This is a genomic window from Blastococcus aggregatus (assembly GCF_900221005.1).
Lineage (GTDB): Bacteria > Actinomycetota > Actinomycetes > Mycobacteriales > Geodermatophilaceae > Blastococcus > Blastococcus aggregatus.
This window is the reverse complement of sequence record NZ_OBQI01000001.1, coordinates 158851-178371: the sequence shown is the minus strand read 5'-3', so window position 1 is coordinate 178371 and position 19521 is coordinate 158851. Positions and strand designations below refer to the sequence as shown.

The 19521-nt window shown below is 76.2% G+C and carries 20 protein-coding genes; 9 read left to right on the top strand and 11 right to left on the bottom strand.

Annotated features, from left to right (window positions below; genetic code table 11):
- Positions 1–4: 4 nt before the first annotated feature.
- The 5 genes from CRP29_RS00845 (at position 5) to CRP29_RS00825 (ending at position 6172) form a co-directional block, all read left to right on the top strand.
- Positions 5–1153: an acyl-CoA dehydrogenase family protein gene (locus tag CRP29_RS00845; RefSeq protein ID WP_245852235.1), complete on the top strand. Its 1149-nt coding sequence runs from the start codon at positions 5–7 to the stop codon at positions 1151–1153.
- Positions 1154–1205: 52 nt separating this feature from the next.
- The gene (locus CRP29_RS00840; protein ID WP_097193187.1) at positions 1206–2009 is read left to right on the top strand and encodes a crotonase/enoyl-CoA hydratase family protein; all 804 of its coding nucleotides are present in this window, start codon (positions 1206–1208) and stop codon (positions 2007–2009) included.
- Between the two features lie 75 nt (positions 2010–2084).
- Positions 2085–2810: an SGNH/GDSL hydrolase family protein gene (locus tag CRP29_RS00835; RefSeq protein ID WP_097193186.1), complete on the top strand. Its 726-nt coding sequence runs from the start codon at positions 2085–2087 to the stop codon at positions 2808–2810.
- Between the two features lie 72 nt (positions 2811–2882).
- The gene (locus tag CRP29_RS00830) at positions 2883–4586 is read left to right on the top strand and encodes a P-loop NTPase family protein (RefSeq protein WP_097193185.1); all 1704 of its coding nucleotides are present in this window, start codon (positions 2883–2885) and stop codon (positions 4584–4586) included.
- The gene (locus CRP29_RS00825; RefSeq protein WP_097193184.1) at positions 4583–6172 is read left to right on the top strand and encodes a GTPase; all 1590 of its coding nucleotides are present in this window, start codon (positions 4583–4585) and stop codon (positions 6170–6172) included. The genes CRP29_RS00830 and CRP29_RS00825 overlap by 4 nt, the downstream gene beginning before the upstream one ends.
- Here the strand turns inward: CRP29_RS00825 and CRP29_RS22340 are convergent.
- On the bottom strand, positions 6169–6357 hold the full coding sequence (locus tag CRP29_RS22340; protein WP_141437019.1) for a hypothetical protein: 189 nt from the start codon (positions 6355–6357) through the stop codon (positions 6169–6171). The genes CRP29_RS00825 and CRP29_RS22340 overlap by 4 nt on opposite strands.
- A 139-nt stretch (positions 6358–6496) precedes the next feature.
- On the opposite strand from CRP29_RS22340, the gene CRP29_RS23480 reads away from it, so the two are divergent.
- The 4 genes from CRP29_RS23480 (at position 6497) to CRP29_RS00805 (ending at position 10303) form a co-directional block, all read left to right on the top strand.
- Entirely contained in the window at positions 6497–7822 is a 1326-nt protein-coding gene (locus tag CRP29_RS23480; protein ID WP_281256748.1) for a methyl-accepting chemotaxis protein, read from the top strand.
- 80 nt (positions 7823–7902) lie between these two features.
- Positions 7903–8994 carry a pectin acetylesterase-family hydrolase gene (locus tag CRP29_RS00815; protein ID WP_097193182.1) on the top strand — a complete coding sequence of 364 codons (1092 nt, stop codon included), beginning with the start codon at positions 7903–7905 and terminating at the stop codon, positions 8992–8994.
- 134 nt (positions 8995–9128) lie between these two features.
- Complete coding sequence (locus CRP29_RS00810) at positions 9129–9689, top strand: FKBP-type peptidyl-prolyl cis-trans isomerase (RefSeq protein WP_097193181.1); 561 nt, start codon at positions 9129–9131, stop codon at positions 9687–9689.
- The gene (locus tag CRP29_RS00805) at positions 9689–10303 is read left to right on the top strand and encodes a hypothetical protein (protein WP_097193180.1); all 615 of its coding nucleotides are present in this window, start codon (positions 9689–9691) and stop codon (positions 10301–10303) included. The genes CRP29_RS00810 and CRP29_RS00805 overlap by 1 nt, the downstream gene beginning before the upstream one ends.
- On the opposite strand, the gene cobA is transcribed toward CRP29_RS00805, so the two are convergent.
- Genes cobA through CRP29_RS00755 form a run of 10 tightly spaced genes read right to left on the bottom strand, consistent with a single transcriptional unit; the run spans position 10258 to position 19486 of the window.
- Positions 10258–11466: a uroporphyrinogen-III C-methyltransferase gene (cobA, locus tag CRP29_RS00800; RefSeq protein ID WP_097193179.1), complete on the bottom strand. Its 1209-nt coding sequence runs from the start codon at positions 11464–11466 to the stop codon at positions 10258–10260. The genes CRP29_RS00805 and cobA overlap by 46 nt on opposite strands.
- On the bottom strand, positions 11463–12506 hold the full coding sequence (cobC, locus tag CRP29_RS00795) for an Rv2231c family histidinol phosphate aminotransferase CobC (RefSeq protein WP_097193178.1): 1044 nt from the start codon (positions 12504–12506) through the stop codon (positions 11463–11465). Before cobC ends, cobA begins: the two co-directional genes overlap by 4 nt.
- Positions 12503–12874, bottom strand: coding sequence for a cobalamin biosynthesis protein (locus CRP29_RS00790; RefSeq protein WP_097193177.1), 372 nt, complete (start codon positions 12872–12874; stop codon positions 12503–12505). Before CRP29_RS00790 ends, cobC begins: the two co-directional genes overlap by 4 nt.
- Positions 12871–13716 carry an energy-coupling factor ABC transporter ATP-binding protein gene (locus CRP29_RS00785; protein WP_097193176.1) on the bottom strand — a complete coding sequence of 282 codons (846 nt, stop codon included), beginning with the start codon at positions 13714–13716 and terminating at the stop codon, positions 12871–12873. The genes CRP29_RS00790 and CRP29_RS00785 overlap by 4 nt, the downstream gene beginning before the upstream one ends.
- A complete protein-coding gene (gene cbiQ, locus CRP29_RS00780) occupies positions 13713–14453 on the bottom strand; it encodes a cobalt ECF transporter T component CbiQ (RefSeq protein WP_097193175.1) in 741 nt (246 codons plus the stop codon). The genes CRP29_RS00785 and cbiQ overlap by 4 nt, the downstream gene beginning before the upstream one ends.
- The gene (locus CRP29_RS00775) at positions 14450–14758 is read right to left on the bottom strand and encodes an energy-coupling factor ABC transporter substrate-binding protein (protein ID WP_097193174.1); all 309 of its coding nucleotides are present in this window, start codon (positions 14756–14758) and stop codon (positions 14450–14452) included. The genes cbiQ and CRP29_RS00775 overlap by 4 nt, the downstream gene beginning before the upstream one ends.
- The gene (locus CRP29_RS00770; RefSeq protein ID WP_097193173.1) at positions 14755–15447 is read right to left on the bottom strand and encodes an energy-coupling factor ABC transporter permease; all 693 of its coding nucleotides are present in this window, start codon (positions 15445–15447) and stop codon (positions 14755–14757) included. The genes CRP29_RS00775 and CRP29_RS00770 overlap by 4 nt, the downstream gene beginning before the upstream one ends.
- The gene (locus CRP29_RS00765; RefSeq protein WP_097193172.1) at positions 15434–16819 is read right to left on the bottom strand and encodes a cobyrinic acid a,c-diamide synthase CobB; all 1386 of its coding nucleotides are present in this window, start codon (positions 16817–16819) and stop codon (positions 15434–15436) included. Before CRP29_RS00765 ends, CRP29_RS00770 begins: the two co-directional genes overlap by 14 nt.
- 17 nt (positions 16820–16836) lie before the next feature.
- A complete protein-coding gene (gene cobO / locus CRP29_RS00760; RefSeq protein ID WP_097193171.1) occupies positions 16837–17451 on the bottom strand; it encodes a cob(I)yrinic acid a,c-diamide adenosyltransferase in 615 nt (204 codons plus the stop codon).
- 1 nt (position 17452) lies between these two features.
- Positions 17453–19486, bottom strand: a complete 2034-nt coding sequence (locus CRP29_RS00755; RefSeq protein WP_097193170.1) for a putative cobaltochelatase — start codon at positions 19484–19486, stop codon at positions 17453–17455.
- Positions 19487–19521 lie beyond the last annotated feature (35 nt).

The window sequence follows — 19521 nt, the reverse complement described above, 5'->3', positions numbered from 1 at the left end:
GGGGGTGGCTGTGCAGTCCGCGCTCTACGAAGCCGAGCACGAGGCGTTCCGCGCGACGGTGCGCGAGTTCCTGGCCAAGGAGGCCGTGCCGCACGTCGAGGCGTGGGAGGCGGCCGGGCAGGTCGACCGCGACGTCTGGCTGGCCGCAGGCGAGCAGGGACTGCTCGGCATGGACGTGCCCGAGGAGTTCGGCGGCGGCGGGGTCAAGGACTTCCGCTACAACGCCGTCCTCACCGCCGAGGTCGGACGTGCGGGCGCCACCGGGCTGGGCTTCACCCTGCACAACGACGTCGTCGCGCCCTACCTGACCGACCTGTGCACCGAGGAGCAGCAGGCGCGCTGGCTGCCCGCCTTCGTGCGCGGCGAGCTGATCACCGCCATCGCCATGAGCGAGCCGGGCGCGGGGTCGGACCTCCAGGGCCTGCGGACGACGGCCGTCCGCGACGGCGACGACTGGATCCTCAACGGCCAGAAGACCTTCATCACCAACGGCATCCTCTCCGACCTCGTGCTGGTCGTGGCCCGCACCGACCCGGAGGCCGGCGCCCGCGGCTTCTCCATCCTCGCCGTCGAGCGCGGCATGCCTGGCTTCGAGCGCGGCCGGAAGCTGGACAAGATCGGCCTGCGCGCGCAGGACACCGCGGAACTCTTCTTCGAGGACGTCCGCGTGCCCGCCGCCAACCTGGTCGGCACCGAGGGCCACGGCTTCTTCCACCTGATGCACAACCTGCCCCAGGAGCGGCTGTCGATCGCCGCGGGCGCGGTCTCGGCGGCCCGGATCGTCCTCGACGCCACCGTCGAGTACTGCAAGGAGCGGACCGCGTTCGGCAAGCCGATCGGGAAGTTCCAGAACACCCGGTTCGAGCTGGCCGAGATGCACACCGAGGTCTCGATCGCCGAGACCTACCTGGAGAAGGCGATCCTCGAGCACAACGCGGGGCGGTTCACCGCCGAGGACGCCGCGATGGCCAAGTGGTGGACGACGGAGCTGCAGAAGCGCGTCGTCGACCGGTGTCTGCAGCTGCACGGCGGCTACGGCTACATGATGGAGTACCCGGTCGCGAAGGCCTTCCTGAACTCCCGCGTGCAGACCATCTACGGCGGCACGACCGAGATCATGAAGGAGATCGTCGGGCGGTCGCTGGGGCTCTGAGCGCCGCACCCCGCTCCCGTCGCACGCACCTCGCACCGCCAGGAGATCCGCCGTGCCCCAGCCCGACCAGCCCGCCCCGACCGTCCTCACCGAGCGGACCGGCCACGTCCTGCTGATCACGATCAACCGGCCGCAGGCTCGCAACGCGCTCGACCTCGACGTCGCCACCCGGCTGGCCGACGCGTTCGACGCCGCCGAGGCCGACCCCGCGATCCGCTGCGTGGTGCTCACCGGGGCGGGGGACCAGGCGTTCTCCGCGGGTGCCGACCTCAAGGCCCTCGCGCGCGGTGAGCGGGCGATCGTGCCCGGCCGCGAGCACTACGGCTTCGCCGGCTTCGTGCGCCACCCGATGAGCACGCCGGTGATCGCCGCGGTGAACGGCGCGGCGCTGGGCGGCGGGACCGAGCTCGCGCTCGCCGCGGACCTGGTCGTCGCCGCCGAGCACGCCACCTTCGGGGTGCCGGAGGTCAAGCGCGGCCTGCTCGCCGCCGCCGGCGGGGTGTTCCGGCTGCCCGAGCAGCTGCCTCGCAAGGTGGCGATGCGGCTGGTGCTCACCGGCGAGCCGATGAGCGCCCAGGAGGCGCTGCACTGGGGCCTGGTCAACGAGGTCGTCGCGGCCGCCGAGGTGCTGCCGACGGCGATGGCGCTGGCGGCGCTCATCGCGGCCAACGCGCCGCTGGCGGTGCAGGCCAGCAAGCGGCTGGCCCTCGGCATCGTCGACGGCGACCGCCCCGCGGAGACCGGGATGTGGGACCGCTCCGGGGAGGAGATGGGCCGGCTGCTCGCGTCCGCCGACGCGGCCGAGGGAATGCGGGCCTTCGCCGAGCGGCGACCGCCGGAGTGGACCGCCCGCTGACGTCGGTGCCCCGGTGGGCTCCGGAGGGGTGAGGGCCGGTAGGCAGCGGGCGACGCGTGACCGTACGTTCCGACCATGCGCAGAGTCCGGAAGGCGTGGGTCTGGTTCGCGTCGGCGCTCGCCCTCGGCGTGCTGGCGCTGCTGATGACGGCCGGCTGGGTCGGGGCGTCGTCGGACCCGTCGCCCGGCGCCGGGCCGGTCATCGACCGCGACACGGTGCGCAATCCGGACGGCACGGTGGGCCCGGTGGTGGCCCTGGGTGACTCCCTCACCGCGGACCTCGGGTGGGCGGTCGCCCCGGGCGGGGTGGTCTACCCGTCCTGGTTCACCGCTGCCCTCGGCGACGAGCCGCGGCTGGTGGCCGCGGCCAACGCCGGCATCCCCGGCGACACGACACAGGGCATGGTGGCCCGGTTCGCCCGTGACGTCGCGGTGCACGCCCCGCGCGTCGTCGTGATCCTGGGCGGCACGAACGACCTGCCCCTCGGGCGGGCGCCCGAGCAGGTGGTGGGGACGCTCGAGCAGCTGGCCGACCAGGCCCGCGACGCCGGCGCCGTCCCCGTCCTGGCCACGGTCCCGCCGCGCACGGACGGCTCCTTCACCTCCGACGTGGCGGACCTGAACGCCGGCATCCGGCGGTCGGCTGCCGTCAGCGGCACCCCGGTGATCGACTTCTTCTCCGTGCTGGCCGACGAGGGCGGCGGCTGGCGCGAGGGCTTCACCCTGGACGGCGTCCACCCGACGCAGGCCGGCGCCGACGCGATGGGCCGGATCGCCGTGGAGACGCTCGTCGGGGACTGACCGGCCGACGGGATGCGCGGCGGCCTTTCCGCGGCGCGGGTGAGTTCGCGCCGGTTCGGGCAGGTATCGGGCATGAGCACCGCTGCGCCGCGCCTGCCCGACGCCCTCCAGGCGCTCCGCGACCTCCTCGCCGACGCCCCGCTGCACCTCGACGTCCCCGGCCGGGACGAGGCGAGCCGCTCCGCCCGTGCCGTCGTCGACCAGATCGACGACTACCTGCTGCCCCGGCTCGGCGACCTCGACGCCCCGCTGCTGGCCGTCGTCGGCGGCTCCACCGGCGCCGGGAAGTCCACGCTGGTCAACAGCCTGCTGGGCGCGCCGGTGACCACGGCCGGCGTGCTGCGCCCGACCACGCGGGCGCCCGTGCTGGTCTGCTCACCGGCGGACCGGGCGGCCTTCGCGGGCGACCGGGTGCTGCCTGGTCTCGCCCGCAGCACCGGCGAGGGGGAGGTCACCGGCGGCCTGCGGCTGGTGGTCACCGACGCGCTGCCGCCGGGACTGGCGGTGCTCGACGCCCCCGACGTCGACTCGGTGGTCGAGACCAACCGGGAGCTGGCCGGCCAGCTCCTCGCGGCGGCCGATCTCTGGCTGTTCGTGACCACCGCCGCCCGCTACGCCGACGCCGTGCCGTGGGAGCTGCTGCGCACCGCCCAGGAGCGGGGCACCGCGCTGGCCGTCGTCCTCGACCGGGTGCCGCCGGAGGCCGCGGCGGAGATCGCCGACGACCTCGGCGGGATGCTGCGCACCGCCGGGCTCGAGGCGGCCCGGCTGTTCGTCGTGGAGGAGCGCCCGCTGGTGGACGGCCTCCTGCCGGAGGACCAGGTCGGGCCGCTGCGCGCCTGGCTGCACGGGCTGGCCGCGGACCAGGAGCAGCGCGCCGCCGTCGTCCGGCAGACCCTCGCCGGGGCGCTGGAGAGCCTGGGCGCCCGGGTCGACGGGGTCGCCGAGCAGGTCCGCGGTCAGGAGGCCGCCGCCGCGGCGCTCCAGGAGGCCGCGGACGCCGCCTACGCCCGGGCGTGCGCGAGCGTGTCCGACGGCGTCGCCAGCGGTGCGCTCCTGCGGGGCGAGGTGCTCGCCCGGTGGCAGGAGTTCGTCGGCACGGGGGAGTGGATGCGCACGCTGCAGGGCCATGTCGGCCGGCTGCGGGACCGGCTCACCGCCTCGCTCACCGGGCGCCCGGCCGCCGGCGCCGGCCTGCAGCAGGCGCTGGAGTCCGGCGTCGAGACGCTCCTCCGGGACGCCGCCGAGGAGGCGGCCGAGCGCACCGTCACCGCCTGGCGCGGCACGCCGGGCGGCCCGGCGCTGCTCGCCGGCCGGCACCGCGAGCTCGAGGCGCCGTCGCCGGACTTCGCCGACGCCGCGGCCGCCCAGGTGCGCGACTGGCAGGGCGCCGTCCTGGACCTGGTGCGCAGCGAGGGGACGGACAAGCGCACCCGGGCCCGGGCCTACTCCTGGGGCGTCAACGGGGCGGGCGCCGTGGTGATGGTCGCCGTCTTCGCCTCGACCGGCGGCTTGACCGGGGGCGAGGTGGCCGTGGCCGGCGGGACGACGGCGCTGGGCCAGCGGGTGCTCGAGGCCGTCTTCGGCGACTCCGCCGTCCGGGCGCTGGCCGCGCGCGCCCGCGAGGACCTGGAGCAGCGGGCCGACGAGCTGCTCACCTACGAGCGCGGCCGCTTCGACGAACTGGTCGCCGCAGTTGCACCACCACCCGGCAGCGTCGAGGAGCTGCGGGCGGCCACCGCCGAGCTGGCCGCGGCGCGGCGGGCGCAGCGATGAGGCGCCGGGACCGCGACGCGCTGCCGCTGGGGGAGCGGCTGGCCGCGCTCCGCGAGGCGGTCGAGGTCGCCGAGGGACGGCTGGACGTGCCCGACGTCGCCCGCGCCCGGACGCTGCTGGCCAAGGCCGGTGCCCGCGAGGCGCTCGGCGACGCCACCGTCGTCGCGCTCGCCGGGGCCACGGGCAGCGGCAAGTCGACGATGTTCAACGAGCTCTCCGGCGCCGAGGTGAGCACCCCCGGCGTGCGGCGGCCGACCACGGGGGTGGCGCACGCGTCGGTGTGGGGCGAGGCCGGCGCCGACCGGCTGCTCGACTGGCTGGAGGTGCCGCGCCGGCACCGCATCGCCGACGGCGAGCCGGGCCTGGACGGCCTGGTGCTGCTCGACCTGCCCGATCACGACAGCGTCCGGCTCGAGCACCGGCTGGAGGTGGACCGGCTGGTGGAGCTCGTCGACGTGCTCGTCTGGGTGCTTGACCCGCAGAAGTACGCCGACGAGGCGGTGCACGGCCGCTACCTGGCGCCGATGGCCGACCATGCCGGCGTCCTCGTCGTCGTCCTCAACCAGATCGACCGGCTCGACGAGCAGTCGGCCGCCGCCTGCCTGGCCGACCTGCGCCGGTTGCTCGACGCCGAGGGCCTGGCCGACACCCCGATCGTCGCCACCTCGGCCCGGACCGGCGCCGGCCTACCGGAGCTGCGGGCGGAGCTGGCCCGCCGGGTGAGCGCCCGCCGGGCGGCGTCCGAGCGGCTGACCGCCGACGTGCGCGCGACCGCGGCCGCACTGGCCGCGCACTGCCCCGACGGCGACCCCGGGGGAGCCTCCGGCCGGGCGGCCGAGACGGAGCTGACCGGCGCACTGGCCGGCGCGGCCGGCGTCCCGGTGGTGGCGGCGGCGGTGGAGCGCTCCGCGATCCGTGACGGCTCGGCGCGCACCGGCTGGCCGCTGGTCCGCTGGGTGCGCCGGCTGCGGCCCGACCCGCTGGGCCGGCTGCACCTGGGCGACGAGCGGGCCCGCTCCTCGCTGCCGGCCGCGGGTGCGGTGCAGCAGGCGGCGATGACCGCCGCGCTGCGCCGGGTCCGCTCCACCGCCGGCGAGGGGCTGCCGCAGGCCTGGCGGGACGAGCTGCGGCGCACCGCCGACCAGGCGGAGTCGGGGCTGGCCGACCGGCTGGACCGGGCGGTCACCGGCACCGACCTCGGTCCGACGAGAGTGCCGGTGTGGCAGCGCGCGGTCGGCGGCCTGCAGTGGCTGCTGCTCGCCTGCGCCCTCGTCGGCGTCCTCTGGCTGCTGGGGCTCGCCGTCCTCGGCTGGCTGCAGCTCGGTGACGTGCTGCCGCTGCCCCGGGTCGAGGGCATCCCGCTGCCCACGCTCCTGCTGGTCGGCGGACTGCTCGGCGGGGCGCTGCTCGCCGTGCTCGCCCGCCCGTTCGTGCGCGCCGGTGCCCGCCGGCGACGGCACCGGGCCGAGCTCCGGCTCACCGCCCGGGTGGGTGAGGTGGCCCGCGCGGAGGTGCTGGCGCCGCTGCAGGAGACGGTCGAGGACGTGCGGGTCTTCTGCGCCGCCGTCTCCCGGGCCGGCTCCTAGGAGACCAGCTCCGCGGCGGCGATCATCCGGCTGAGCGTCTCCACCCAGGCCGCCTGCACCTCGGCCGGCTGGTCCCGGACGACGGCGCGCACCCCGTCGTCGAGGTCCCCCTGCCGCGCCACGGCCTCGAAGCCGAGCCTGAACATCAGGTCGGTGATGGTCTGGGAGGGCAGTCCGGCATCCACGAGGGGCTGCAGAATCCACGCGCGCGGGTCCACGACGGGTGTTCGGTCGCAACGGCGCTCCCGGATGCAGGTCGCACAACACTGGAACGAGTACACCGTCTGTGCTCAACACCTCGGCTGCGATGCCGATGGTCCGAGGGTGACGACCACCCCCGCAGAGCCCACGACGTCCGAGCGCGGCGGTTTCCGGGCGGGCATCCCCCGGGGCGCGCGGCTCGACGAGCGCCACTTCGTCAGCCGGCACCGGATCATCTCCGGCGTCCTCGCGGCGCATCCGCCGGTCCTCGCCGCGATCGGGCTCGCCCGCGGTGTCGGGGGCTGGCTGCTGTGGGGCCAGCTCGCGGCGATCGTCGTGCTGCTCGTGCTGGGCTGGACGCTGCGCCCGCAGGTCGCCCGCGCCGCCGCGGTCGGCCTGGGCCTGATGATCGGCGCCGACGTGCTCGTGCACGTCAGCGGCGGCCTCACCGACATGCACATCTGGTTCTACGCGCTGCTGGCGCTGGTGGCGCTCTACCAGATGTGGACGCCCTTCCTCCTGGCCGTCGGCTTCGTGGCCGTGCACCACGCCGCCATGAGCCTCTGGATGCCGGAGTCGGTCTTCTCCACCCACGAGGCGCAGCACAACCCGCTCGCCTTCGCACTGCTGCACGCGGTCTTCCTGCTGGCCGAGGCCACGTTCCTCGCGTACGGGTGGAAGTTCACCGAGGAGGCCGACCGCGGACGCCGCGCCGAGCAGAAGCGCGCCGAGGAGCAGACGCTGGCCCAGGCCGCCGCGCAGGCGGAGCTGGACCGCGAGCGCGCCCGGACCGCCGAGAGCGCCGCAGCGGACCTCGCCGAGCGCCAGCAGCGCACCGAGCTGATGGCGTCCCGGCTGGCCGGACTGGTCGACGCGGGCCGCCGGCTGGACGGCAACGTGGCGACGGCGACGTCGGTCATGGCCGGTCTGCGCGAGGCGATCGCCGAGATCGCGGCCGCGGCCAGTTCCGCCACCTCGACGGCGCACCAGGCCAGCGAGGGATCCCGCACCAGTGCGGGGACCGTCGAGCGGCTCGCGGTGACGATGGCCGAGATCGACCAGATCGCCGGCAGCATCTCGACCATCGCCGACCAGACCAACCTGCTGGCCCTGAACGCCACCATCGAGGCGGCCCGCGCCGGGGAGACCGGGAAGGGCTTCGCCGTCGTCGCCGGCGAGGTCAAGGACCTGGCGGGGGAGACGGCGAAGGCGACCGAGCGGATCCGCCGCGTCGTCGACGCCGTCCGCGGGGACGTGGAGGCGGCCGGCGCCTCGCTGGAGAGCGTGCAGGTGGTCATCCAGGGCGTCGTCGAGGCCCAGACCACGATCGCCGCCGCCGTCGAGGAGCAGAGCGCGTCCACCGCGCAGGCGCAGGAGGCGATCGTCGGGGCTTCGCACGAGGCCAGCCGCATGGCCGCCGACCTGCAGCGCATCGTGGAGGGCACCTGACCCCGGGCGGGCAGGGCTGACGGTTACCGGAGCGTAGGGACCTCGCGGGTCGATCGTGGCCCGTATTACTGTCCGCTTCCATGATGCGCCGCCTGCTCCCTCCGCTCGTCGCCGTCCTGGCCTTCTCCGGCCTCGCCGGCTGCGCGGAGGAGTCCGACGGCGGTGGCGAGCAGGCGTCGGCCGCGGCATCGGCCCCGCCCGAGGAGATCACGTGGGAGCAGGTGAGCACCCCCGACGAGTGCGAGTGCAGCGACGGCTCCGAGTTCCACTACTGGGTGCACGAGGGCGCCGCCGACAAGGTCGCCTTCGTCCTCGAGGGCGGGGGCGCGTGCTTCAGCGCCGCGACGTGCGGGCCGACCGGCGGCACGTCCACGGTCAACCTGGACGGGGAGTCGCCCGACGGTCCGCGCACCCAGGGGCTGCTCGACCTGGACAACCCGGACAACCCGCTCGCCGGCTACAGCGTGGTCTACGTGCCCTACTGCACCGGCGACCTGCACCTCGGGGACAGGACCCAGGACTACGGCGACGGCGTCGTCGTGGAGCACAAGGGCCGGGTCAACGCCACGTCCGCGCTCGAGGGCATGGCGGAGGCGTTCCCCGACGCGGAGGAGGTCGTCGTCGTCGGCTTCAGCGCGGGCTCGGCCGGCGCGCCGCTGTACGGCGGTCTCGCCCACGACCTGCTGCCCGAGGCCGACATCGCGGTGGTCGCCGACGCGTCCGGCGCCTATCCCGGTGACGAGCTGATCACCACCGCCATCGGTGGCCTCTGGGGCATCTTCGACGACCTGCCGGCGTGGCCCGAGAGCGCCGACCAGCCGCAGACGGCGTGGTCGCTGCCCGGCCTGTTCGTCCAGGCGGGACGGCACGTCCCCGGCATCCGGTTCGCCACGATCGACACGGCGGCCGACTCGGTGCAGCGCACCTTCACCGAGCTCATCGGGTTCGGGACGACGCCGCTGATCGAGCTCATCGACGCCAACGCCGCCTACATCGAGTCCAACGGGGTCGAGGTCAGCGCCTGGGTCGGGCCGGGGACGCAGCACGTCAGCACCGCCGGCGACGACGTCCTCTACGGCAGCGAGGTGGACGGCACCGCACTCGTGGACTGGCTCGGCGACTTCCTCGCCGGGAGCGACGTCCCCGACGTCCACTGCGTCGACTGCGGCTGACCTGAGCGGAGAGCCGCGTCGGCGACCGGTCGGCGCGGCTCCCTCTGGGACGATGAGCGGGTGGCCCGTCCGGCCGCGCCGACGCCGGCTCGTTCCGCGAGCCCGACCCGAGCACTGCTCGCAGGAGTGACCCGATGTCCCGCCGTACCGCCTCCCGGGCCCTGCTCGCCGTCGCGATCTCGGTCTCCCTGGCCGCCTGCGGGGACGCCGACGAGTCGACCGGCGCCGACGAGCCGACCGGCTCCGCCGAGCCGACCTCGCAGGCGTGCGAGACGCAGCCACCGACGGCCGAGCCGGCGGAGTCCATCTCCACCGACCTGGCCGAGCGGCCCGAGGTGCCCGCGACCGACGCGGCGCCGCCCTGCGGCCTCGTGATCAGCGACGTGGTCGTCGGCTCCGGCGCGGAGGCCGTCGAGGGCTCGACGGTGGCCGTCAAGTACCTCGGGGCCTTCTACGGGACCGGCAAGGAGTTCGACTCGTCGTGGTCCCGCTCGGCCGACGAGACGATCCCGGTGCCCCTCGGCGCAGGGCGGGTCATCCCCGGCTTCGAGCAGGGGATCGTCGGCATGCAGGTCGGCGGTCGGCGGATGGTGACGATCCCGAGCGACCTGGGCTACGGGGACGAGGGCCGTGCCCCGATCCCCGGCGGCGCCACCCTCGTGTTCGTCCTGGACCTGGTCGAGGTCACCCCCTGATGCGCGGCCGACCCGCGGTCCTGCTCGCCGTGGTCCTGTCGCTGGCGGTGACCGGCTGCGGCGGCGGCGTGGACGACGAGGCCGGCGTCGTCGTCACGGTGCCGCCCGCGAGCAGCGCGGCCGCGCCGACCACGCCGGTCACGTCCACCGACGCGGAGGCGGCGCTCAACGAACGGGGCAACATCGTCACGGCGGTCGGCGAGCCGGCGGCCATCCGGCGATCGGCCGACCCGGGGGCCCCGACGATCCTGACGTTCACCGTCGAGGAGTTCGTCATCAACCCCGAGTGCGACAGCGGCTTCGAACAGGCGCCGGTCACCGGCAACTACCTCGGCATCGCCCTGCGGGTCGAGACGACGCCGGACTACGACGCGCGCGCGCTGCGTAGCTTCTCGGAGTTCGACTTCGCCATCCTCCGGCCGGACGGCACGCCCCTCGACGACGTGATCGGCAAGGGGCAGCTCTGCTTCGGCGAGGAGGACGAGATCTCGCACCGGCGGATGGGCCCCGGCCAGCAGTACCGGGGCTGGATCGTCCTCGACATGCCGATCCGCGAGGGCACCCTCGTCTACGCGCCGCCGGACCAGCCCCACGGCTGGGAGTGGGAGTTCTGACCGTCGCCTGACCCCGGGCCCCGAGCGGTTCCGGTGGACAGCTGGACGACCTCGCCGACGACCCACACCGCCGGCGGCTGGACGCAGTGCTCGGCCATCGCGTGCCCGAGGTCCGCGAGCGTCGTCCGGACCGTGCGCTCACGGCCGGTCGTGCCCTCGACCACGACGGCGACGGGGGTCGCGGCGGGCCGCCCGGACGCGATCAGGGTGACCGCGATGGCGGCGGCGTTCTCCACGCCCATGAGCACGACGACGGTGCCCCGCAGGCGGCCGACGGCGGACCAGTCCACCAGCGACTGCGGATGGCCCGGCGGCAGGTGCCCGGAGACGACCACGAACTCGTGCGTGAGCCCCCGATGGGTCACCGGGATCCCGGCGACGCCGGGGACGGCGATCGCACTGGTGACGCCGGGGACGACCTCGACCGGGACGTCGGCGGCCGCGCAGGCGAGGAGCTCCTCCATGCCGCGGCCGAACACGAAGGGGTCCCCGCCCTTCAGCCGCACGACGAGCCGGCCCTCGCGGGCGTGCCGCACCAGCAGCCGGTTGATCTCCTCCTGCGGCATCGCGCGACCTCGGGGCAGCTTCGAGGCGTCCACGATCTCGACGTCACGCCGCAACCCGGCCAGCAGCGAGCGTGGGCCCAGGTGGTCGACGACCACGACGTCGGCCTGCGCCAGCGCCTGCCGGCCGCGCACGGTGATCAGCCCGGGGTCGCCGGGCCCGCCGCCGACGAGCACGACCCGGCCGCGGCGGCCGTCCCGGGGGAGGGCGTCCGCCCCGTCCGAGAGGACGCGGAAGGCGCTGGAGGCGTCCGGGTCGCCGGTGGAGGTGCAGAAGACGCGGGCGCGCTCGGCGTCGGCGGCGACGTGCCGGTCCACCGCGTCGTCGCCGGTCGCGGCGACGGCGTACCAGGCGGCGTCCAGGTCGCCGGGCGCGTAGCCGCGCGGGATCCACGAGAGCGAGCCGGCGCCGGCCAGTGCCTCGAGCGCGGGGACGACGGCGGGGCTCACGACCGTCACCAGCGCGCCGGCGTCCAGCAGCCCGGCGGTCGCGCGCAGCGCACCGGCTCCGCCCCCGACGACGACCACCGGTCGGCTGTGCAGCCGCAGGCCGACGGGGTGGAGCGGCGGGGACGGACGGGACGGCGATGCGGTGCTCATGGCACCTCCTCGGGGTTCGGGGCGGAGACGAGGACGTCGGTGAGGGCGGCGGTGAACGCGGCGGTGACCTCGGGCCGGCGGACCGCCACCCGCAGGTGGTCCCCGGTCAGGCCGGGGAAGGTGTCGCCGCGGCGGACCGCCCACCCGCTGTCCCGGAGCGCCTGCCGCACCCGGACCCCGTCGGGCACCCGCAGCAGGACGAACGACGACCGAGGATCTCCCTCCACGACGGCGGCGGGGGGCAGACCGGCGAGGAGGGCCGCCCGCCAGCGGTCGAGGTCACGGGCGCCCGCCTCGGCCTCGGCCCGCGCCGCGGGGGTGCTGCAGGCGACGAGCGCGGCGAGAGCCGGCGTGGAGACCGGCCACCGCGGCTGGTGCGCGGCCAGGCGGGCGACGAGCGCCGCGGACCCCAGCGCGTAGCCGACCCGCAGCCCGGCCAGCCCCCACGTCTTGGTCAGGCTGCGCACGACGACCAGCCCCGGGACGTCCCGCCGGTCGGCGAGGCTCTCCGGTTCCCCCGGCACGGTGTCGGCGAAGGCCTCGTCGACCACGAGCACCCGGCCCGGGCGGGCGAGGTCGACGAGGTCGGCGGCCGGGTGGAGCACGGAGGTCGGGTTGGTCGGGTTGCCGACGACGACGAGGTCGGCCTCCTCGGGCACGGCCGCGGGGTCCAGCCGCCAGCCGTCGGCGGCGCGGAGCACCACGCGGGTGACCGGGTGCCCGGCCGCGTCCAGCGCCGCCTCCGGCTCGGTGAACGACGGGTGCACGACGGCGGCGAGACGCGGGCGCAGTGCGCGGGCCAGGAGGACGAAGGTCTCGGCCGCACCGGCGGTCAGCAGGACCTCGTCGACCGGGCGGCCGTGCGCGGCGGCGACCGCCGTCCGGGCGGGGGCGGGATCCGGATAGGACGACGCGGCGTCGATCGACGCGTGCAGGACGGCGCGCAGCCAGGCCGGCGGGGCGTCGGCGCGGACGTTGACGGCGAGGTCGACCAGGCCGGGGGCCAGCTCGGCGTCGCCGTGGTGGTGCAGGTCGGTCATCGTCCCGGCTCCGTGCGTGCCACCGCGACGGTGACCCGACCGCACACCGTCCTGGGCACGACGAGCGAGCCGCCGTCCAGCAGAGCCGCGGCCTCGGCCACCGAACCGGTCCCGACCGCGGCCGCCACGAGGTCGGACGCCGTCGGCGTCCGGACCTGCGCCAGCGCTGTCGCGGGGTGACCCACCAGGGTCCAGCCGCGCCGGGCCGCCGCCTCCTGGACCCCCGTCTCCCGCGCCCGCGCGTCGATGGTCGCCAACCGCACGGCGCCGACGCCGTGCGGCAGCACCGAGTCGACCGCGGCGAGCACCTCCTCGGCGCTCACGCCGGACCGCGCACCGATGCCGACCGTGGTCGGGGCGCCGGTCACGACCGCACCAGCGGGGCCGGGGGCAGGGCGGCGAGCAGGCCGCCGGCGTCCCGGGGGAGAGGGCCGGCCGGCAGCAGGCCGAGGGCGCGCAATCGGGCACCCACGCCCAGCGCCCACGGTCGGTCGAGCCGCGCGCGGGCGAGCAGGTCGCCGTCGGCGAGCAGCACCTCGGGTGCGCCCTGGACGACCCGGCCGTCGACCACCACCGCGACCTCGTCGGCCCACCGCAGCGCCAGGTCGACGTCGTGGGTGCTCATGGCCACGGTGGAGTCGTTCTCCTGCAGCCGGGCCAGCGCCGCGAGCGTCTCGGCGACGGCCGAAGGGTCCAGGCCGGCCGTCGGCTCGTCGAGCAGCAGCACGCAGGGCCGCATCGCGACCGCGCCGGCGATCGCGACCCGCTTGCGCTCGCCGTAGGAGAGCTGGTGCGTGGGTCGTCCGGCGAGCGGGTCGAGGGCGAGCAGGTGCAGCGCCTCGGCCACCCGGGCGCGGACCGCGGCCTCGTCCAGGCCGAGGTTGAGCGGGCCGAAGGAGACGTCCTGCGCGACGGAGGCGCTGAACAGCTGGTCGTCGGGGTCCTGCAGCACCAGCTGGACGGTCTGCCGGTGCGTGCGCAGCCCGGCGCGCGAGTACGCCACGGGCTGCCCGTCCACCGTGACCGCGCCGGCGGTGGGCCGCAGCCTGCCTGCGAGGCAGCGCAGGAGGGTGGTCTTCCCCGAACCGTTCGCGCCGAGCAGGGCCAGCCGCCGGCCGGCGGGCACGGTGAGCGTGGCGCCGTCGAGCACGGGGCGGCCGCGCTCGTAGCCGGCGACCAGCCCGCGGGCGGCGAGCGTCCGGTGGCTCACGTCGCCACCGAGGAGGCGACGACGATGGCGGCCGGCCCGGCGACCGAGCCGGCGAGGAAGGCCCACGACGAGGGCAGGACCTCGGGCAGCACCCGCAGCCCGGTCTCCATGCCGCGACCGGCCAGCCCCTCCTGCATCCGCCGGGCGCGGTCCCAGGACCGGGTCAGCACGGCCGCGGCGAGGGCACCCGACGACCGGTAGGAGCGGGCGACCGAGGAGTAGCCCATCCGCGCCGTCTGTGCCTCCCGGATGGTGTGCAGGCTGCCGAGCAGCACGAACAGCAACCGGTAGACGACCGACGCGACCTCCACCACGGCGTCGGGCACGCGTGCCCGGCGCAGCGCCGGCAGCAGGTCGGACATCGGGGTGGTGGTGGCCAGGAGCAGGACGGCTGCGCTCCCGGCCAGCGCGTGCCCGACCAGCGAGCCGGCGCGCGCCGCGGCGTCCGGCGCCCACCCCGGTCCGCCGCCGCCGCCGACCTCGACCACGGCGGTGACCGCGCCGACGGCGATGAAGGCCGCGGGCCAGCGCGCCGCGCGCAGGAACGTGCGGGCGGGCACCCGGGCGGGACCGAGGGCCAGCGCGACCACGACGGCGCCGACCAGTGCGCTGCCCGGCCAGGCCGGCAGCACCAGGGCGGTGACGACGAGCCCGCCGCAGAGCAGCATCTTGTCCCCGGGCGCACGCCGGCGCCACGCGCTGGCCCACGCCGCGTCGTCGACGGCCAGACCGGTCACCGCTCGCCGGCTCCCGCAGCGGGCGCCGGGACCGAGGTGCGCCGTCCGCGCAGCAGCCCCAGCACGTAGCCGAGCGCCCCGGCGCCGAGCGCGGCCTGCAGGGCGAACAGCCCGGACTCGACCTCTCCGGCCGGGCTGAACACCGACTCGAACCACGGGGTGTAGCCGTCGGCCTCGAGCTCCTCGGTGACCGCGGCGTCCGTGCCGCCGAACTCCGACGTCCCGCCGTCGACCAGCAGGGGCACGGCGAACAGCGCGACGACGGCGAGCACGAGCAGTGCGGTGACGAGCGTGCGGCGGGTCATGCGGCGCCTCCGGGGGTCACGGGCTCGGCGGGCTTCAGCACGCCGAGCCGCTCGAGCTCGGGGCGGGCGTTGACGGTGAGCACCCGGAACAGCAGGACGCCCAGCAGCCCCTCGCCGATGGCCAGCGGGATCTGGGTGACCGCGAAGACCCCGAGGAACTTCAGCAGCCCCCCGACCAGGCCGCTCTCGGCGTCCGGGAAGGCCAGCGCCAGCTGGAACGAGGTCGTGACGTAGGTGGCGAGGTCGGCCAGCGCGACGCCGGCGAAGACCGCCGGCATCAGGCCGGCCCCGGCGGCCCGGGTGAGCCGGTAGGCGGCGTACCCGGTCCAGGGTCCGACCACGGCGAAGGCGAACGCGTTCGCGCCGAGCGTGGTCAGCCCGCCGTGCGCCAGGAGCAACGCCTGGAACAGCAGGACGACCGTGCCCAGCAGCGCCATCACCGGTGGCCGGAAGAGGATCGCGCCCGGGCCGGTGCCGGTCGGGTGGCTCGAGCTGCCGGTCACCGACGGCAGCTTGACCGCGCTCAGCACGAAGGTGAACGCCCCGGCCGCGCCCAGCAGCAGCGTCGACCCCGGGTTCTCCCGCACCTCTCTCACCACGGCTCGGGCGCCGTGCACGACGAAGGGAGCGGCCGCGATCGTCCAGCCGGCCGCGTGGCCGGCGGGGAGGAATCCTTCAGCGATGTGCACGGATGTTCTCCGATCGTTCGGCGGTGACGCACGCGGCGACGAAGCGCTGGGCCATGAAGGGGCTGCCGGCCCAGTGGAGGTGCAGATAGGAGGCGTGCACGCTGCCGCCGACGAACCCCTCGGTGGTGGCGGCCGACCACTGCCACGCGCCGGCCGCGCCCGCCGGCGGGTCGGCGTGCGTGCGGTGGAACTCGTGCCCTCGGACCCGGGTGCCGGCGACGGCGAGCACCGAGTCGGTGACGGCCTCGGCGGCCCGGTAGCCGAGGGTCAGCCGCGGCGACATCGCCGTCGCCACGTCGAGCACCCCGCACATCGGCACCCCGTCGAGCGCGCGGGACAGGTAGAGCAGCCCCGCGCACTCCGCCACGACCGGCGCGCCGCTGGCGGCCAGCGCGGCGACGTCGGCGCGCAACGACTCGTTGGCCGACAGCTCGGTGGCGTGCACCTCGGGGAAGCCGCCGCCGACCACGAGCCCGGCGGTGCCCTCCGGCAGGGTCTCGTCCCGCAGCGGATCGACGACGACCACCTCCGCGCCGGCCGCCTCGAGCAGCTCGGTGTGCTCCGCGTAGCCGAAGGTGAAGGCGGGCCCGCCGGCGACCGCGATCCGGGGCCTGTCCCGGACCGGCGCGACCTCCGCCGCGGGGTCCCAGGGCGCGGCGTCCAGCGGGGGAGCGGACCGGGCGAGGGCGAGCACGGCGTCGAGGTCGACCGATGCGGCGACCACCTCGCCCAGCCGCCGGACCGTGGCCAGCGCGTCGTCCGAGCGTTCCGCCGCGGGGATCAGCCCCAGGTGCCGCGACGGGGTGTGCAGCTGCTCCATCCGGCGGACCGCGCCGAGCACCGGCACCCCGGCGGCGGCCAGCGCCTCGCGCAGGATCGCTTCGTGCCGGTCGCTGCCGACCCGGTTGAAGATGACGCCGCCGAGCCGGACGCCGGGGTCGAAGGTCGCGAACCCGTGCACGAGTGCGGCCACCGAGCGCGCCTGCGAGGAGCCGTCCACGACGAGCAGGACCGGCGCCCGGAGCAGCCCGGCGACGTGCGCGGTGGAGGCGAAGCCCGGCTCGACCGACGGATGCGAGGCGCCGTCGAACAGCCCCATCACGCCCTCGACGACGGCGACGTCGGCCGGCCGCGGGTGCAGCGCGCCGCGCAGGAACAGCGGCGCGATCCGCTCCTCGCCGACCAGCCACGGGTCCAGGTTGCGGCCCGGGCGTCCGGCGGCGAGGCCGTGGTAGCCGGGGTCGATGTAGTCGGGGCCGACCTTGTGCGGGGAGACGGTGAGCCCGCGGGCGGTGAGCGCGGCGATCAGCCCCGTGGCCACCGACGTCTTGCCGGCGTTGCTGCTGGGCGCGGCCACGACCAGCCGTGCCATCCCCCGCCCGCCCCCGGTCACCACTCGATGCCTCGCTGACCCTTCTGGCCGGCGTCCATCGGGTGCTTGACCTTGGTCATCTCGACCACCAGGTCCGCGGCGCCGACCAGCGCCGGCGGGGCGTCCCGGCCGGTGATCACCACGTGCTGGGCGCCCGGGCGAGCGGACAACGTCGCGATCACATCATCGATGTCCACCCAGCCCCACTTCAGCGGGTAGGTGAACTCGTCGAGCACGTAGAACCGGTGCGCCTCGGCGGCCAGGTCGCGCTTGATCTGCGCCCAGCCCTCGGCGGCGTCGGCGGCGTGGTCGGTCTCGCTGCCCGCCCGGCGCGACCAGCTCCAGCCGGAGCCCATCTTGTGCCAGACGACGGGGCCGCCCTCGCCGGTCTGCTCGTGCACCCGGCCGAGCGCGGTCAGCGCGTTCTCCTCGCCGACCTTCCACTTGGCGCTCTTGACGAACTGGTAGACCGCGATCGACCAGCCCTGGTTCCAGGCGCGCATCGCCATCCCGAAGGCGGCGGTGGACTTGCCCTTCATCTCGCCGGTGTGCACCACGAGCAGCGGCCGGTTGCGCCGCTGGCGCGTGGTCAGCCCGTCGGCCGGCACGGTCTCGACCTGCCCCCGGGGCACGTCAGGCCACCTTCCGGGCGTCGCGGACCGTCGCGGCGAGACCGTCGGCGGCGAGCTCGCCCATGGCGAGGGTCGGCCCGCCGAGGACGGCGCCCAGGGTCGAGGCCAGGCCCAGCCGGACCGGCCCGGACTCGCAGTCGACGACGACGGCGGCCACGCCCGCGGCGGCGAGGAGCCTCGCGGCGGCGTGCGCCTCGAGGAGCGGGGCACCTCCGCGGGCCCCGGTCGCGCGGCCGTCGGTGACGACGACGAGCAGCGGGCGGCGCCGTGGATCGCGGATGCGCTCCACCCGCAGCACCTCGGCGGCACGGAGCAGGCCGGCGGCCAGCGGCGTCCGTCCTCCGGTGGGCAGCTCGGCGAGCCGCGCGGCGGCGGCCTCGACCGACCAGGTGGGCGGCAGGGCCAGCTCGGCGCCGGTGCCGCGGAAGGTGACCAGCCCGACCTTGTCCCGGCGCTGGTAGGCGTCGACCAGCAGCGAGAGGACGGCGCCCTTCACCGTGCCCATGCGGGCCCGGGAGCCCATGGAGCCGCTGGCGTCGACGACGAAGAGCACGAGGTTGCCCTCCCGGCCTTCGAGCGTCGCCTGGCGCAGGTCCTCGCGGGCGATCCGCAGCCCCGGACCGGTGCGGCCGCGCGCCCGCTGGTGCGGTGCGGCCGCGAGCACGGTGTCGGTCAGGTGCAGCTTCGTGACCGCGGCGATCGGACGGGTGGAGCCGACGACCCGGCCGCGCTCCGAGCGGGCGCGCGACCGTCGGCCCGCCGCGCCGGCGCCGATGCCCGGCACCTCCAGCCGCCGCGCGCGGAAGGTCTCCGACGGGGCGGCCGCGGCCTGGTCGGGGGCGGGTGCGGCCTCGGTGTGGCCGCCGCCCTCGCCGCGCGGCGCCGTCGTCGGCTGCTGCCCGTCGCCGTCAGGGACTTTCGGTGCAGAAAGTCCCTCGTCGTCGTTCCCGGGGGCAGCGTCCGGGTCGGTCGGAGCAGGTGGACCGCCGCTGCCGTCGGGGCCGTCGTCCTCGGGGCCGTCGTCGTCGGGCCGGCTGTCGGCGAGGGCCTGCTCCAGCGTCTCCTCGTCGAGGCCGGGGGCGTCGAACGGGTTGCGCCGGCGGCGGTGCGGGAGGGCGAGGCGGGCGGCCACCCGGACGTCGTCCTCGGTGACCTCGTCGCGACCGCACCAGGCGGCGTGCGCGATCGCGGCGCGGGCGGTGACCAGGTCGGCGCGCAGGCCGTCCACGTCGAAGGCCGCGCACACGGCGGTGACCTGCTGCAGCGCGGCGTCGGACAGGACGACGTGCGGCAGCCGGGCGCGGGCGCCGGCGATCCGGTCCGCGAGCCCGGACTCCTGCGCCGACCACGCGGCGGCGAAGCCGGCCGGGTCGGCGTCGGAGGCGAACCGCCGGCGCACGACCTCGGCGCGCACAGCCGGGTCACGGGGCGCGGCGACCTCGACGGTCAGGCCGAACCGGTCGAGCAGCTGCGGCCGCAGCTCGCCCTCCTCCGGGTTCATGGTCCCGACGAGGAGGAAGCGGGCGGCGTGCCGGACCGAGATGCCCTCGCGCTCGACGTAGGCGGTGCCCATGGCGGCGGCGTCCAGCAGCAGGTCGACCAGGTGGTCGTGCAGCAGGTTGACCTCGTCGACGTAGAGGACGCCGCGGTGCGCGGCGGCCAGCAGGCCCGGTTCGAACGCCTTCACGCCCTCGGTGAGCGCGCGCTCGAGGTCCAGCGAGCCCACGACGCGGTCCTCCGAGGCGCCCACGGGCAGCTCGACCAGCCGGGCCGGGCGCACGGGGCCGCCGGCGGTGGGCTCGTGCGGGCCGTCGGGGCAGCCGGGGTCGGGAGCGGCGGGGTCGCAGGCGAAGCGGCAGCCGGGCACCACCGCGACCGGCGGCAGGACGGCGGCCAGGGCCCGGACCGTCGTCGACTTCGCCGTGCCCTTCTCGCCGCGCACGAGCACGCCGCCCACGGCGGGGGAGACGGCGTTGAGCAGCAGGGCCAGCCGCATGTCGTCCATGCCGACGACGGCGCTGAAGGGGTAGGTCATGCGCAAGAACGGCGCACGGGAGCACGCTTCCTCTC

Coding starts and splice junctions, on each gene's coding strand:
- CRP29_RS00835 (WP_097193186.1), top strand. CDS start 2,085: ATGCGCAGAGTCCGGAAGGCGTGGGTCTGGTTCGCGTCGGCGCTCGCC.
- CRP29_RS00830 (WP_097193185.1), top strand. CDS start 2,883: ATGAGCACCGCTGCGCCGCGCCTGCCCGACGCCCTCCAGGCGCTCCGC.
- CRP29_RS00825 (WP_097193184.1), top strand. CDS start 4,583: ATGAGGCGCCGGGACCGCGACGCGCTGCCGCTGGGGGAGCGGCTGGCC.
- CRP29_RS00815 (WP_097193182.1), top strand. CDS start 7,903: ATGATGCGCCGCCTGCTCCCTCCGCTCGTCGCCGTCCTGGCCTTCTCC.
- CRP29_RS00810 (WP_097193181.1), top strand. CDS start 9,129: ATGTCCCGCCGTACCGCCTCCCGGGCCCTGCTCGCCGTCGCGATCTCG.
- CRP29_RS00805 (WP_097193180.1), top strand. CDS start 9,689: ATGCGCGGCCGACCCGCGGTCCTGCTCGCCGTGGTCCTGTCGCTGGCG.
- cobA (WP_097193179.1), bottom strand. CDS start 11,466: ATGAGCACCGCATCGCCGTCCCGTCCGTCCCCGCCGCTCCACCCCGTC.
- cobC (WP_097193178.1), bottom strand. CDS start 12,506: ATGACCGACCTGCACCACCACGGCGACGCCGAGCTGGCCCCCGGCCTG.
- CRP29_RS00775 (WP_097193174.1), bottom strand. CDS start 14,758: ATGACCCGCCGCACGCTCGTCACCGCACTGCTCGTGCTCGCCGTCGTC.
- CRP29_RS00765 (WP_097193172.1), bottom strand. CDS start 16,819: ATGGCACGGCTGGTCGTGGCCGCGCCCAGCAGCAACGCCGGCAAGACG.
- CRP29_RS00755 (WP_097193170.1), bottom strand. CDS start 19,486: ATGACCTACCCCTTCAGCGCCGTCGTCGGCATGGACGACATGCGGCTG.